Source organism: Achromobacter sp. RTa (assembly GCF_000757485.1).
GTDB lineage: Bacteria > Pseudomonadota > Gammaproteobacteria > Burkholderiales > Burkholderiaceae_B > Achromobacter.
The window spans coordinates 46779-61753 of record NZ_JPYO01000004.1 but is presented as its reverse complement, the minus strand read 5'-3'; the positions used below and the strand labels follow the sequence as shown (position 1 = coordinate 61753).

13 protein-coding genes and 1 pseudogene are annotated in these 14975 nt (G+C 66.7%); 11 read left to right on the top strand and 3 right to left on the bottom strand.

The annotated features are described in order from the left end of the window. The first annotated feature begins 149 nt into the window (after positions 1-149). The 4 genes from JL37_RS02375 to JL37_RS02360 are packed head-to-tail and all read left to right on the top strand — an operon-like array spanning position 150 to position 4823. Entirely contained in the window at positions 150-1310 is a 1161-nt protein-coding gene (locus JL37_RS02375) for an acyl-CoA dehydrogenase family protein (RefSeq protein WP_043541818.1), read from the top strand. Between the two features lie 28 nt (positions 1311-1338). Further along, positions 1339-2409, top strand: coding sequence for an acyl-CoA dehydrogenase (locus tag JL37_RS02370; RefSeq protein ID WP_052096783.1), 1071 nt, complete (start codon positions 1339-1341; stop codon positions 2407-2409). A gap of 44 nt (positions 2410-2453) precedes the next feature. Continuing rightward, positions 2454-3650, top strand: coding sequence for a thiolase family protein (locus tag JL37_RS02365; protein ID WP_043541713.1), 1197 nt, complete (start codon positions 2454-2456; stop codon positions 3648-3650). Positions 3651-3692: 42 nt separating this feature from the next. Beyond that, complete coding sequence (locus JL37_RS02360; RefSeq protein WP_043541712.1) at positions 3693-4823, top strand: CaiB/BaiF CoA-transferase family protein; 1131 nt, start codon at positions 3693-3695, stop codon at positions 4821-4823. 20 nt (positions 4824-4843) lie between these two features. Here JL37_RS02360 and gcvA read toward each other — a convergent pair whose 3' ends face one another. Then, entirely contained in the window at positions 4844-5785 is a 942-nt protein-coding gene (gcvA, locus tag JL37_RS02355) for a transcriptional regulator GcvA (RefSeq protein WP_043541711.1), read from the bottom strand. Between the two features lie 141 nt (positions 5786-5926). Here gcvA and JL37_RS30815 point away from each other — a divergent pair. The 4 genes and pseudogenes from JL37_RS30815 to JL37_RS02340 all read left to right on the top strand — a co-directional run. Continuing rightward, positions 5927-6055, top strand: a pseudogene (locus JL37_RS30815) (sugar dehydrogenase); the annotation flags it as partial. 29 nt (positions 6056-6084) lie between these two features. Next, positions 6085-6219 carry a hypothetical protein gene (locus JL37_RS30970; protein WP_255352846.1) on the top strand — a complete coding sequence of 45 codons (135 nt, stop codon included), beginning with the start codon at positions 6085-6087 and terminating at the stop codon, positions 6217-6219. Between the two features lie 26 nt (positions 6220-6245). After that, complete coding sequence (locus JL37_RS02345) at positions 6246-7469, top strand: MFS transporter (RefSeq protein WP_043541709.1); 1224 nt, start codon at positions 6246-6248, stop codon at positions 7467-7469. A 184-nt stretch (positions 7470-7653) separates the two neighbouring features. Beyond that, complete coding sequence (locus tag JL37_RS02340; RefSeq protein WP_043541708.1) at positions 7654-9078, top strand: MFS transporter; 1425 nt, start codon at positions 7654-7656, stop codon at positions 9076-9078. Positions 9079-9124: 46 nt separating this feature from the next. Here the strand turns inward: JL37_RS02340 and JL37_RS02335 are convergent, their stop codons facing one another. Then, positions 9125-9733, bottom strand: coding sequence for a hypothetical protein (locus JL37_RS02335; RefSeq protein ID WP_043541706.1), 609 nt, complete (start codon positions 9731-9733; stop codon positions 9125-9127). Between the two features lie 45 nt (positions 9734-9778). Further along, positions 9779-10492, bottom strand: a complete 714-nt coding sequence (locus tag JL37_RS02330) for a phytanoyl-CoA dioxygenase family protein (protein WP_043541705.1) — start codon at positions 10490-10492, stop codon at positions 9779-9781. Between the two features lie 87 nt (positions 10493-10579). Between JL37_RS02330 and JL37_RS02325 the strand changes: the two genes are divergently transcribed. Genes JL37_RS02325 through JL37_RS02315 form a run of 3 tightly spaced genes read left to right on the top strand, consistent with a single transcriptional unit; the run spans position 10580 to position 14955 of the window. Next, positions 10580-12343, top strand: coding sequence for an efflux transporter outer membrane subunit (locus JL37_RS02325; RefSeq protein ID WP_369798514.1), 1764 nt, complete (start codon positions 10580-10582; stop codon positions 12341-12343). Next, positions 12340-13914: an MFS transporter gene (locus tag JL37_RS02320; RefSeq protein ID WP_043541704.1), complete on the top strand. Its 1575-nt coding sequence runs from the start codon at positions 12340-12342 to the stop codon at positions 13912-13914. Before JL37_RS02325 ends, JL37_RS02320 begins: the two co-directional genes overlap by 4 nt. 6 nt (positions 13915-13920) lie before the next feature. Further along, positions 13921-14955: an HlyD family secretion protein gene (locus tag JL37_RS02315; protein ID WP_043541703.1), complete on the top strand. Its 1035-nt coding sequence runs from the start codon at positions 13921-13923 to the stop codon at positions 14953-14955. The last annotated feature ends 20 nt before the right edge of the window (positions 14956-14975 follow it).

Sequence of the window (14975 nt, the reverse complement as noted above, 5' to 3'; positions counted from 1 at the left end):
GTCCACATCTAATATTAGACCGGGATGTGGCCCCCGTGTAGATTGCCATGAAGCCCGCGCAACCTGCGCGGGCCAGCGTTTTCACGGCATTTTCCGAACATTGGAATGCATGCGCCGGCGCCGTGCCGCCGCATGCTCCGGGGACCAGATTGGGCGCTATCAACGACGCACTGCGGCTAGCCGCGATTCCCGCGCAGGACGAGGCCTTGCGTCCGTCCGTGCGCGCCTTCCTGGGGGAGGCGCTGAAGGATATGCCGGCCGATCGCCGCGCGCGCTCCTGGATGGGCTACGACGCGGAGTTCAGCCGCGCGCTGGCGCGGCAAGGCTGGCTGGGCTTGACGCTGCCGGCGGCCTACGGCGGCGCGGAGCGCAGCAACTTCGCGCGCTTCGTCCTGAGCGAGGAGCTGCTGGCGGCCGGCGCTCCGGTCTCGGCGCATTGGATCGCGGACCGCCAGACCGCACCATTGATCCTGCGCTACGGCTCGCAGGAACAGCGCGATTTCTACCTGCCTCGCATCATTCGCGGCGAAGCCTTTTTCGCCATAGGCATGAGCGAGCCCGACACAGGATCCGACCTGGCCAGCGTGCGCACGCGCGCCACTCCCGAGGCCGGAGGATGGCGGCTGAACGGGCGCAAGATCTGGACCACCAACGCGCATCGCTCGCATTACATGTGCGCGTTGGTGCGAACTTCCGGTTCGCCGGAAGACCGCCATCGCGGCCTGTCGCAGATGATCTTCGACCTGAGCTTGCCGGGTATCGAGATCCGGCCGATCCGGGATATTTCGGGAGACGCGCATTTCTGCGAGGTCCTGTTCGACAACGTTCTCCTGCCTCCGAATGCGCTGGTGGGCGAGGAAGGCAGCGGCTGGCAGCAGGTGACGGCGGAGCTGGCGCTGGAGCGCAGCGGCCCGGAGCGCATCTATTCCAGCATGGTGCTGATAGATGGCTGGCTCGCCTACCTGCGGCAGGGGCCCGCGCCGGACATGGAGCAGATCCGTCTTGCCGGGCGGCTGGCCGGACGCCTGGCCGTGCTGCGGGGAATGTCCCTGGCGGTGACGCAGCGCCTCAATGAAGGCGCCGACGCCAGCCTGGCGGCGGTGCTGGTGAAGGACCTGGGCACGGAGTTCGAGCAGGCCGTGCCTGAATGGATAGGCCAGGCGCTGCGAGCGGGCGCGGGCCCGGCGCCGGATGAGGTGTTGGCGCGCACGCTGGCCTACCTGACGCTCATCAATCCGACTTTTTCGCTGCGCGGCGGCACGCGCCATATTCTGCGCGGCATCATCGCGCGCGAACTTGGCCTGCGCTAGAAGCCCGCCAATACGAGAAGGAAAGCGCATGCCGCAAACCATTCAGCAAGACCTCCATGACGAATTCCTGCGCGCCCTGGCCGGCCTGTGTCCGTTGGAGCGTGTCCGCGAGATCGAGGCCAGGGACGGCGGGCCGGACGCGGAGCGCCTCGCCGCGCGTGTCTGGCAGGACATCGACGCGCTGGGCTATGTCGACGCCTTGACGCCGGCAGACCTGGGCGGGGCCGGGCTATCGCTGGCGGATGCCGAGGGGCTGTTGCGGGCTGCCGGGGCCTCGGCGCTGCCTTATCCGCTGGCAGACACCATGCTGGCGCGCGCCTTGTTGCGGAGCGCCGGCCAGGCCGTGCCCGATGGCCCCATTGCCCTGGCGTTGGCGCGCCCCGGGCCGAGCGGGCTGCGTTGCGTCCAGACGCCGGGGGCCGGGCTGGCGCGCAGCGTGCTGGTCCAGCGCGATGGCTGCCTGTTGCTCGTGGCCGCGCCAGCCGCGCCTGACCCCGGTTTGTTCCGGCCGCGCGTCAGCGCCGCGCCGGCATGGCCGGAGTCGCCGCCGGTCATCGGCCGCGTTACCTTGCCGGACGATGCCGTGCAGGCCTGGCGCAACGCCGCCGACGCAGCCTGCATCGCCGGCGCCATGCAGGCAGTGCTGGACCGTTGCATTGCCTTTGTTGGGGAACGCCAGCAGTTCGGCAGGGCCCTGGGGCGCTTCCAGGCGATTCAGCAGGAGATCAGCGTGCTTGCCGAGCAAGTGGCGTCGACCGCGATGGCGGCGCGCCTGGCGTGCGCCAGCGGCGCCCTGTTTCCCGACGTCTCGCTTGCGGCTTGCGCAAGGCTGCGCGCATGCGAAGCCATTCCGCTCGTCTGCGCCATCGCGCACGCGATTCACGGCGCGATCGGGATAACGGAGGAATTGGCCCTGGGCATCTACACCACGCGGCTGCACGAATGGCGCGCGACCGGCATGAGCGAGGACGATTGCGCCGGCCTGATCGGCCGCCGGCTGCTGGCTGGCGATAGCCAGACGCTGCTGGGCTTCGTGCGCGGCATCATGGACGCCGCCCCTGCCGGAAGCGATGCAAAGGCGTCCTGTGTTGCCGCGTAGCGGCCCTGTTGTTCGAACCCGTTTTGAAACCGAGGCATCAAACCATGTCCACCCATTCAGACCCCGTCGTCATCGTTGCCGCGCAGCGCACGCCCATCGGCGCATTCCAGGGCGCGTTGTCGCACTACACCGCGCCCCAGCTGGGCGCCCATGCGCTGGCCGCCGCGGTGCGCCAGGCCGGGCTGCCGCAGGATGCCGCGCAGGAGGCATTGATGGGGTGCTGCCTGTTTGCGGGCCTGGGCCAGGCGCCGGCGCGCCAGGCCGTGCTTGGCGCGGGGCTGCCGACCACCGTGCAGGCGACGACGCTGAGCAAGATGTGCGGTTCGGGCATGAAGGCCGCAATCCTCGCGCACGACATTCTCCGCGCCGGATCCGCCGACCTGGTGCTGGCAGGGGGCATGGAATCCATGAGCAATGCGCCGCACCTGATACCCAAGGCCCGCCAAGGCTACCGCCTTGGCGACGGGCAACTGCTGGACCACATGTATCGCGATGGCCTGCAGGATGCCTACGAAGGCCATCTGATGGGGCACTATGCCGATCTGGCGGCGCGCGAGCACGGCTTCAGCCGCGCCCAGCAGGACGCCTACGCCGAGCGGAGCGTGCTGCGAGCCCAGGCCAGCATTGCGGCAGGAAACTTCACGGCCGAGATCGCGCCCATCGCGGCGCGGGCGCGCCGTGGCGAGCCGGCCGGCGGGCTCGTCTGCGATGACGAGACGCCGGGCCAGTGCGACGCATCGCGGCTGGCCGGCCTGAAGCCGGTATTCACGCCTGACGGCACGGTCACGGCGGGCAATGCCTCTTCCATATCCGACGGCGCGGCCGCGCTGGTGCTGACGCGGCAAGGGCATGCGGAAACGCTGGGCCTCGCGCCGCGGGCGCGCATCGTCGGCCATGCGGCCGCGGCGCTTGCGCCGGGGCAGTTCCCGGTGGCGCCGGTGCACGCCATCACGCGCTTGCTGGATCGGGTGGGCTGGAGCCGCGACTCCGTGGACCTGTTCGAGATCAACGAGGCCTTTGCGGTCGTCACGCTGATCGCCTTGCGCGACCTGGGCCTTTCGCCGGAGCGCGTCAATGTCGAAGGCGGCGCCTGCGCCCTGGGACACCCCGTGGGCGCCACTGGCGCGCGCATCATCGTGACGCTGCTGCACTCGCTGGAGCGGCGCGGGCTGCGCCGCGGCGTCGCCAGCCTGTGCCTGGGCGGAGGCGAAGCCACGGCCATCGCCGTCGAACTGCTTTGATCCGGCGGCGCGCCAGCCGCCATTGCAAGGAGAGACGTACACATGGGGCCTTTGGCTGGAATCAGGATCATCGAATTGGCGGGTATCGGCCCGGGGCCGATGGCGGCCATGCTGCTGGCCGACATGGGCGCCACCGTCCTGCGCATCGAGCGCAAGGAGCCGGCGGACCTGGGCGTGAAGCGGGAGCTGAAATACAACCTGTTGCTGCGCAACCGGCGCTCCATTGCGCTGGACCTGAAGAATCCTCGCGCCATCGCGCTGGTGCTGCGGCTTTTGCGCAAGGCCGACGCGCTGATAGAAGGGTTTCGCCCTGGCGTAACGGAGCGGCTGGGCCTGGGGCCGCAAGCGTGCCTGGCCGAGAATCCCCGCCTGGTCTACGGCCGCATCACGGGCTGGGGCCAGGACGGCCCGCTTGCGCATGTCGCCGGGCATGACATCAACTACATCGCCGTCACCGGTGTGCTGGACGCCATCGGCCGCGCCGGCCAGCCGCCCACGCCGCCGCTTGCGCTGGTGGGCGATTTCGGCGGCGGCGGCCCATACCTGGCGTTGGGCATGCTGGCCGCGATCATCGAGGCGCGCCAGTCAGGACAAGGCCAGGTGGTGGATGCCGCCGTCATGGATGGCGTGGCCTCGATGGCCACGGCATTTTTCGGCTTGGCTGCCTCCGGCTCGTGGCAGCCGCAGCGAGGCACCAATATCCTGGATTCCGGCGCGCCGTTCTACGACGTATACCCATGCGCAGACGGCAAGTGGCTGTCAGTCGGCCCGATAGAGCGCCGCTTCCACGAATTGCTGCTGCGACAGCTGGGCCTGGACGACAACGCCATCCGCGAACTGGGCGACCATCAGGACAGGAACACCTGGTCCCGCCTGCGGGAGGTGCTGCGCACGGCTTTCGCCCAGCGCAGCCGGGACGAATGGTGCGAACGGCTGGCGGAGCTGGACGTATGCGTGGCGCCCGTGCACACGCTGGCCGACGCCGCCGAGCATCCCCAGATCAAGGCGCGCGCAACATTGCTGGACATCGACGGCATCACGCAGCCGGCGCCGGCGCCGCGCTTCAGCAGGACGCCCAGCGCCCGGCCCACGGCGCCGCAGCCGCCCGATCCCGCGGCGCTGGAGGATTGGCTGGATCCTGAGGAATTGGCTGAGTTCGGCGGGGAGCACTGAACGCGCGCGCCATGCGCGCCCTAGCGGCTCCCGACGGCCGCGTCGTTTCGGGCAGGCATGGCTTCTTCGAACAGCCAGTCTCGAAAGGCCCTCAGCCTGGGCAGGGAGGCGGTCTCGGGGCGGTAGACCACGTAGTAGGCAAGCGCCGACGGGAATCCGACCTCCGGGAACAGCCTGACCAGGCGTCCTGCGGCCAGATCGTCGCGCACCATGACGCTACGGGCCAGCGCGACCCCGTGCGCGTCGATCGCTGCCTGCAGCACCGCCGCGGAATTGTTGATCTTCATGGTGCGCCGCGCCGGGGTCGGCCGGACTCCGGCTTTTTCCAGCCACATATCCCATGTCGGGAAGCCTTGATGGCCATCCATCGACAGATCGTGGATAAAGGTCTCGCGCATCAGGTCCGCGGGGCGGTCGAGCCGGCCGCGGCGGTGCAGGAGCGCGGGCGAGCAGACTGGGTAGACCTCTTCGTCCATCAGCTTTTCCGCCGCCAGACCGGGCCAGACACCCAAGCCGTAGCGCACGCCGATATCGATCTGCTGGGACACGAAGTCCACGGGTTTGAGATTGGTGTCCAGCCGCACGTCGGTATCGGGCCATGCCGCCTGGAAGCGCTCGATGCGCGGCAGCAGCCACTTCGCCGCGAACGCCGGGCTGACGGCCACGGTGAGCAGCCCGTTCGGAGACGCCTCCTTCAGCCGCTCCAAGCCCTGCGCAAGCCTGGCCAGACCCGCGCGGATATCGGGAAGCGCGCGCTCGGCGGCCTCGGAGGGAATCAGCCGGGCCTTGCCGCTTGCGCCTCGATGGAACAAGGGCGCGCCCAGCCATTGTTCGAGGGTGCGGACGAGCTGGCCCACTGCGGCGGGCGTGACGTGCAGCTCCGCCGCGGCGGAGGAAAAGCTCCGGTGCCGGGCGCTGGCCTCGAATGCCCGCAGGGCGTTCAGATGCACGGGTGACTTCATATCGATAAAGATTTTCTTTTAATGAAAGGAAGTTTATCTCGTTTGCGGTGGGGGAGCGCCGGGTGAAGAATCCCGCTTGTGCGTGCACTTTGGCGCACAGTTTTTCTATCGACGGACCAAGGCGCCGGACGCCTGGAGGTTTCAACATGGGCACTGGGTTCAACGGCAGGAAGCTGCTGGTCGTGGGCGGCCTATTCGATGGCCAAGGCCGGCCTGCATGCGTTGACGCAGCATCTGGCGATGGAGCGGGCTTTCCGCGGCGTCCGCGTCTGGATCGGGCCGAAGAGGCCTATCGGCGCATGAAGTCCGGCGAAGCGAAGTTCCGCATGGTCCTCACCATGGACCGGGCCGGCGGGCCGCTCCCGATCCTGGAATCCAGCGGCGTTCCGGCGGCGCCCGGGAAAGGCGTTATCGTGTCGCCTTATAACCTGTGATTATTTACTTACAACCGAGGTATGCCTTGTCCTCCGTCGCGCCAGCATCAGCCAGCGGTCCCACCCATGAACTTTCGTCGCGCGAGCAGCGCGGAAACATCGCACGGCTGACCACCGCCCAGGCGCTGGCCGGAGCGAACTCCGTCGTGGTCTACGCTACCGGGGCCATCGTCGGAGACATGCTGGCCCCGGACAAGGCGCTGGCTACCCTGCCTATTTCCATTTTCGTGGTGGGCATGGCGGCCTGCATCATGCCCGCAGGAGCCATTGCGCGCCGCCATGGCAGAAGAGCCGCCTTCCTGGCCGGCACCGGTTGCGGCGTGCTGGTGGGGCTGCTCGCGGCGGCCGCTATCATATTGAGCTCGTTCTGGCTTTTCTGCCTGGCGACTTTCTTTGGCGGCGCGTATGCGGCGGTGGTGCTTTCCTTCCGCTTCGCGGCGGCGGACGGCGTGTCTCCCGCGTTGCGGGCGCGCGCCCTTTCCTTCGTGATGGGGGGCGGCGTCGTGGCGGGCGTAGTGGGGCCGCAACTCGTCACGCACACCATGTATCTCTGGCAGCCGCACATGTTCGCGGCCACCTTCCTCGTGCAAGCCGCAGTTGCCGCGCTGTCGGCCGTCGTCCTGCTGGGCGTCCGGCTGCCTGCGCCGACGCCGGCCGAAGTCGCGAAGGGACGCCCGCTGTCCGTCATCGCCCGTCAGCCTCTGTTCATCACCGCCGTCATCTGCGGGGCCGTTTCCTACATGCTGATGAACTTCCTCATGACGGCGGCCCCGCTGGCGATGCATATCTGCGGCCATTCCCAAGAGAACGCCAATCTCGGCCTGCAATGGCACGTCATCGCCATGTATGCGCCCAGCTTCTTCACCGGGCGCCTGATCGTCCGGTTCGGAGCCGGCCGCATCGTGGCGGCGGGGCTGCTGCTTACCGGATTGTCCGCGGCCGTCGGCCTGACCGGCGTCGACGTCGCCAACTTCTGGCTCACGCTGATCCTGCTTGGCGTCGGCTGGAACTTCGGCTTCGTCGGAGCATCCGCGCTGGTGCTGGAGTGCCATCGTCCGGAAGAGAAAACCCGGGTGCAGTCCCTCAATGATTTCGTCGTCTTCGGCACCATGGCCGTGGGCTCGTTCGCTTCTGGCGGGCTGCTGGCCGCCTACGATTGGGATACCGTACTGTGGGTGTCTTTCGTGCCGCTGGCCCTTGCCGTCCTGGTGCTGGCCGGGACGGCCTCGCGCGCGCGCCAGCGCGCTTGACGCCGAGGGCAGCGCCGGGCGCCCGCGCGATCCTCCGCGCGGGCCCCTCCGGATTCCCCGATCGATTCCTTGACGGATCGATCGCGCCTCCATAATAATCCAAGAATATTCTTGTTTTATTTGAGCGGCGCATCCGCCCGTCCTGGACAACGATGCGTATGAGCCTTTGTTGTCTGGAGATCGCATGTCGGCACAGGAAGGAAGTTGGGGAGGCTTGCTCTCCGGGGTGAATCTGGCGCGTTCCATCGCATTGGCGGGCGGAGTGGCGCTGCACGCGATCAACATCTATATCGCCACCACGGTGTTGCCGTCGGTGGTCAAGGAAATCGGGGGGCTGGAGCTCTACGCCTGGAATACGACGCTGTTCGTGGTCGCGTCCATTCTTGGCTCGGCGTTGACGGCCAGATTGCTGGCGGCCGCCGGCTCGCGCGGCGCCTACGCCGTTGCGACCGCGATTTTCATCGTGGGCAGCCTGGTCTGCGCGCTTGCGCCGAGCATGCCGGTAATGCTGTTGGGCCGCGCCTTGCAGGGGCTGGGCGGCGGCTTCCTGTTCGCCCTGTGCTACGCCATGATCTATTCGGTGTTCGACCAGCGCCTGTGGCCCATGGCGATGGCGCTGATCTCCGGCATGTGGGGGGTGGCGACGCTGCTGGGGCCGGCGGTGGGCGGTGTGTTTGCGCAAATGGACGCCTGGCGCGCCGCGTTCGGCTCGCTGGTGCCGATGACGCTCGTGTACGTGGCGTTGGTCTGGCTGGTATTGCCTGCGCGAGCGCAGGACGCCACGGCCAGCGGCGGCAGGCTGCCGCTGGCGCAATTGCTGCTGCTGACCTTGGCCGTGCTGGCGGTGAGCGTGGGCAGCATGTCGCCGGATCCCTGGTGGAATATCGCCGGCGTGGCCGTGGCCGCCATGTCGACCCTGCTATTGGTGCGCAGGGAATTCGCCAGCGAAACCCGGCTGTTCCCCAAGCACGCATTGCGCCTGGATTCGCCGTTGCTGGCCCTGTATCTCACGATCGGATTGCTGGTGGTGGGCATGACCAGCGAAACCTTCGTGCCGTATTTCCTGCAGGTCCTGCATGCCCAGACGCCGTTGGTTTCCGGCTATCTGGCCGCCCTGATGGCGGCGGGCTGGACGGTATCGGAAATCTGGAGTTCGGGGTGGAAGCATGAGGGCATCCGCCGCGCCATCGCCGGCGGCCCGGTGCTGGTGCTGGCGGGGATGGTGGCGCTGGCATTCAGCGCGCCCCTGCACTCGCAGGGCGATGGAACGGTGCTGGCCTTCATCTGCCTGGGGTTGGCCCTGGTGGGCTTCGGCATAGGGCTGGGCTGGCCGCACCTGCTGACGCGGATTCTGCAGGTGGCTCCCAGCGGCGACCAGGACACGGCCGCCACCTCTATCACCACGGTGCAGCTGTTCGCCACGGCCCTGGGCTCGGCGCTGGCCGGCATGCTCGCCAACCTGGGCGGCCTGAACGTGCCCGGGGGTATCGAGGGCACGTCGCGTGCCGCCTGGTGGCTGTTCGCGGTGCTGGCCGTGGCGCCATTGATGGCCGTCTGCGCCGCCGCGCGCGTGGCCGCGGCACTGAAAAAGGACGAGGGCGCGGCGTAGCTTGGGCAAGGGCGCGTGGCCGCCGCTGCGCAGGATGCGGCGCCATTCAGTTCCGCCGGCCAAACAGCATTGTCAATCCGAACAACGCTCCCAGCCCGCCGACGATGGCCAGCGATACCGATGTCTCGCGCAAGCCCAGCGCCATGATCGCCGAACCCACCCCCAGAATGGTGATCAGCAAGCCCACCAGGCGTCCACCCGTGGAACCATAGAAATGCGTGCGTCGCGCCGCCTGCGCACCGGCGGGCTGGCGCTTTTGCCACGCCGCCAACGCCTGTTCGAACTCGCGCAACAAACGTTCGCGCCTGGGCAGGTCCGCCGCGCTGACCAGTAACGTCGGCAGCCCCGGGCGGACCAGCTTGAGATAATCGTCCGTGCCCCAGCTGGACAGCTGGGCGAAGGGGACGGGAGCGCGGCGCGAAAACTCCAGCCCCTCTGGCGTCACCTTCACGGTATTGCGCGGGGGAAAGCCCTTGAACGCCACCAGCGGCGGCACAAGCAACCCCAGCACGGCCAGCACCGCCGCAAGGCCGATCGGCCCGCGGTTGAACACCACCAGCATGAAACTGCCCACGGCCAAGGCGAAGGCCAACGGCACCGACAACTGGTGCCAGCGGGTATAGACCGACGTTTCGATCTCTTCGTTGCTAGTCATGCTTGAGCCAATTACGCATCGATTTCCTCGGAGCAGACTCCGCCCTTATCTGCTTGCGCGCAGACTGAAACGGGTTGTGGCCATCATCCTGATACGGTCGGCCGAATTGATGGACGGAGTGTGCAGCACGCGCATGTCCATCAAGAAAACGTCGCCAGCGCGTCCTGACATTTCGATGATCTCCGTGTTGGATACGCTGAGAGCGGCGTCGAGATCGCCTGGCATTTTCAACGATCCGCGTAGCCTGCCGGCCAACTCGCCCGCCACGCGATGAGAACGGGCCAGAGCCAAAGTCGCGCCTCCTTGCGGACCAACGTCGTCGATCAGATAGAACGCCTGGATGCCGGGGATCTCACCGTCAGGTTTCGCAGCCACGTCCACGTGCCAGGCCAGGTTGCGCAATGACCATGGCCCCTGATGAGGAAGAGAAAGCAAGGGTTGCGAACCTTGGTCGGATTGCGGTGCCCTGCCGGTAAGATCAGCGATTGCGCCGCGAATCTCCGCTGTGTTCAGCGTTTCGTCCAGACCCGCAATCTTCACCATCGAGGACAGCTTCGAGATTTGCTGAAATGGCGATAAATCGCTCAGTGATCTGCCAAGGGGCTTTCCGCCGGCCCAGACCTTGAGCCGAGATAGTTCTCGGAGGATGCTTTCCCTGAGCGGCTTCAGATGGCTCTTGGAATGAACGAGGTTCAGTCGCAAGTACCCTTCGTCATGAAAAAAGTCGAGCTCTGATTGCTTGAGAGTTCTGGCTGCCATGTTCGGGAATTTCGGTATGGCGGCTTAGGCCGCCCCACGCGACTCATGCGTTCGAGTCCCAGTGTGCGTGTTCTTCGGATTTGGCGAGTGTTTGACGGTATTGAACTAACTTTAGCGGAAAAAGACGAGCTTCATGCGCGGGTCGATACTTCTTCACCAGGAAGTCCCGCGGGTCTGGACGAATCGACAAGCCAAAATAAATGGAAATCCAAAGCGCAGGCGAAGTCTTCCTGTAGGGCGCTGAGCATACTGGGCACGTGCGTTGTTCCGATGCCCTTCTTTGCTTACCTACGGGGAACTGCCGTGATCTTGACTCCCATCCGTTCGTCATTATGGCGTTGCGCCGGCGCAGCGCTTTGCGTCGCGGCGCTGGCGGGCTGCGCGGTCGGACCTGACTTTTCCAAGCCCGCGAATGGCCTTTCCGAGGCGGACCTGGCGCCCAGGCAGGGCGATGCCGGCCATTCGCGCCTGTCCGCCGCCGACGTGCCCGCGGCATGGTGGCTACTGTTTGACGATCCTGTGCTTGCCAGCCTGCAGGCCCGGGCCGCGGCCGGCAATCTCGATCTTCAGATGGCTGCCGAGCGCATCGAGCAAAGCCGGGCGCAACTGGGTATCGCTTCGTCCGAGCTGCTGCCCAGCCTGGATGCCGGAGCCAGTTACGCGCGCGAGGCGCTCAGCGAAAATGGAAAACTCGCCGCGTTGGGCGCGCCCAGCAGCGCCACCGATTTCTGGCGGCTGGGATTCAATGCCAGATGGGAGATCGACCTGTGGGGCCGCGCACGGCGCTTGCAGGAAGGCGCCGAGGCTTCCCTGGCGGCGACCGCCTACGAGCGCGAAGCGGCGCGAGTGGCCTTGTCCGCCGAAGTGGCCCGCGCCTATTTGCAGTTGCGCGGCACGCAGGCTCAGCTCGCCATCGCCCGGCAGAACCTCGACGTCGCCGAACGTGTCCTCGGCCTTACACAGAGCCGCGAGCGTCATGGGGTTGCTACCCGTTTCGAAACCGCCACGGCCCGCGCGCAATTGGCGGCTGTCCGCGCCTTGATCCCCGAGCTGAACAAGCGCCGCAACAATCTGTTGAACGCGCTTGCGCTGTTGATGGGAGAAAGGCCGCGCGCGCTGGATGATCAGCTGCGCGACGCGATGCCTTTGCCTGCGCTGCCCGCCAGCGTTCCGGTCGGAGTCTCGTCGGAACTGGCGCGGAGGCGGCCCGACATCCGGCGGGCCGAGGCTCAACTCCATGCCGCCACCGCGGCTATCGGGGTGGCCAAGGCCGATTTCTACCCGCGCATCTCCCTGATAGGGCAATTGGGCGTGGAAGCGTTCCTGGGCAGCGATCTGGATAGCTGGGACTCCCGCTATTTTTCGATCGGTCCCACGGTCTACCTGCCCATTTTCCAGGGTGGCCGGCTGGTGCAGCGCTTGGCCCTGACCCAGTCGCGGCAGAAATCGGCGGCGCTTGCCTATCGGCAGACGGTATTGCAGGCCTGGCATGAGGTGGACAATGCCTTGGATGCCTGGGCCGAGCAGCAGCGCGAGCACAGCGAACTGCTGGTTTCGTATGAACAGAACAAGCTGGCGTTGCACGCAGCCGAGCGCGGCTACCAGCAAGGCGCATCCGATTACCTCACCGTGCTTACGGCGCAACGCAATCTTCTCGCCAGCCAGACCCGCCTCAACGCCAGCGCGACCAACGGCACGCTTACGGTGGTCAATCTGTACAAGTCGCTGGGCGGAGGCTGGGATCCGGCAGAGTTCGAAGGCGCGTCGGAATCCGCGGCGACGCAGCCCGTTTCACATGACCGGCCTGCCGGCGCCCGCCTGGCCGCCTCGCCGGAAAAGGCCACGCCATGAGCGCCGCTGCATCGGTGCAGGCGGCGCACGGCGCCCATGGGGCTGCGGCCAGGCCTTCCATGCGCCCCATGCTGGGACTCCTGGGCATCTTCCTCGCGGCCATGATGGCGGGGATGAACAGCCGGGTCGGCGCGTTGGCGCTGGCCGACCTGCGCGGCGCGCTCGGCGCGGGCTTCGACGACGGATCCTGGCTCACGACGGCATACAGCGCCGGGGAGCTGATCGCCATGCCGTTCTCGGCGTGGTTCGCCATCACGCTCTCGGTCCGCCGCTTCGAAATCTGGATGCTGAGCGTGTGCACGCTGCTGGCGCTGGCGTTGCCATTCGTCCACGATCTGAATCTGCTGCTGGCCCTGCGTTTCGTGCAGGGCGTCGCGAGCGGTACGACGATTCCGATACTGATGATGGCCGCCCTGAAATTCCTGCCGCCTCCCATCCGCCTGTACGGCCTTGCCCTGTATGCGATGACCGCCACCTTTGCCCCCAATTTCTCCATCTGGCTGGCCGGGCAGTGGATCGACGGATTGTTCGACTGGCGCTGGGTGTATTGGCAGATCGTTCCGCTTGCGGTCATCTCCGGAGTGCTGATCGGCTGGGGGATGCCGCGCGAGCCCATCGACGCTGCGCGCTTTCGGCAAGCCAATTGGTTCGGCATGGCCTGCGGCGTGCCGGCCTTCGGCCTGATCGCCGTCGCGCTGGACCAGGGCGTCAGGCTGGATTGGTTCAATTCGGCCCTGGTGACCTTCTCGTTGGCCGCGGGCGCGATCCTGCTGGCCGTTTATCTGCTGACGGAGTGGTATCACCCCGCGCCATTCATCAAGTTGCAGGTGATGGACCGCCGAAACCTGCTGCTGGGTTTCACGTTGTTCGTCTTCCTGCTGGTGGTGCTGCTGTCCGGCTCGATGCTGCCGGCTGGCTATCTGGGGCCGATCCAGGACTACCGGCCCATGCAAATGGCGTCCATCGGCCTGATCGTCGCCTTGCCGCAACTGGTCCTGGGCTTTGCGGTCGCGCTGCTGCTGTATCAGAAGTGGGTGGACGCCCGGATGGTATTCGCCGCAGGGCTGGTCCTCATCGCGTTGGCGTGCCTCGCCGGCGCCCAGTTGACGGTTGCCTGGAACCGCGAGCAGTTCGTGCTGGCGCAGGCGCTGCAAGCCTTGGGCCAGCCTATGGCCGTGGTGTCCATGCTGTTCCTGATTACCAGCGTGGTGCGGCCGCACGAAGGACCCTATGTCTCCGGAGCGATCAATACGCTGCGCGCGCTTGGCTCGATGATAGGCGCCGCCGTGGTCGGGCAGCTGTTGACCGTGCGGGGCCGCTTCCATGCGGAGATGCTGCTGGATCATGCGGCGCTTGCCGGCAACTTCGTCCCGGACAGCCTGGAACCCGGGCAACTCATGCGCATCGTCGGCCAGCAGTCGCTGGTGCTGTCGATTGCCGATGCCTATCGCGTGCTGGGCGTCGTGGCGCTTCTGCTGATTCCTGTCGTGTTGAGCCTGACCTACATCCCCGCTCCCGACTTGCGCCCGGTCTCGCGCGCCTCCGCATTTCCATCTACCTCTCAGGGATAATCGATCATGGCACTACCGAAGAAGGCAAAAATCACGACCACGGTGCTGTTGCTCATGCTGCTGGTCGGCGGCGGCCTGTATCTCAACCGTCCAGAGTCCCGCGCGTCGACCCAGTCCACGGACGATGCCTACGTCCATGCGGATTTCACGATGGTGGCGCCGCAGGTATCGGGAAGAATCGACAAGGTCTTGGTCGAGGACAACCAGCACGTCAAGCAAGGGCAGTTGCTCGCCACCATAGACAACCGCGATTTCGTTGCCGCCATGCAAGCCGCGAAGGCCCAGACTGCCAGCGCCCACGCCAGCGTCGCCGGGCTGGCTGCGCGCCTGGTGCAGCAGGAGTCCACCATACGGCAGGCGCAGGCGGCGGTGGCGGTGGACGAGGCCGCGCTCAAACTGGCAAGGGCCAACCAGACGCGCTATCGAAACCTGGCCGCGGACGGATCGGGAACGGTCCAGGCGCGGCAACAGGCCGAAATGCAGGCAAGCGTCCAGCAGGCCAGCCTGGAAAAAGCCCAGGCGAGCCTGCTGGCCGCGCGGCAGCAGGTGGATGTCCTGAAAGCAGACCTGGAACGGGCCCGCGCCGCGCTTGCCCAGGCGCAGGCTGTGCTGGCCGCAGAGGAGCTCAAGCTCTCCTATACCCGGATCACCGCGCCGATGGACGGCACGGTTGGGCAGAAGTCGGTGCGCGTCGGCGCCTACGTCAACGTCGGAAAGCCGCTGCTCGCGATCGTCCCGCTGGATGCCGTCTATATCTCGGCGAACTTTCGCGAGACGCAGTTGGCGCGGGTGCGGCCGGGCCAGTCGGTGGATATCGAGGTCGATGCCCTGGCGGGCGAGACCCTGACGGGAAAGGTGGAAAGCCTGGGGCCGGCCAGCGGGGTCAGCTATTCCGCCGTTGCGCCGCATAACGCCACTGGCAACTTCACGAAGATCGTGCAGCGCCTGCCGGTGCGGATACGCATAGATGCCGATCAGCCCGCGGCGGAAAAACTGAAGGTCGGCATGTCGGTCACGCCGGAAATCTTCATCGACGACTGATGTTCGTTTGGCAGGAATGC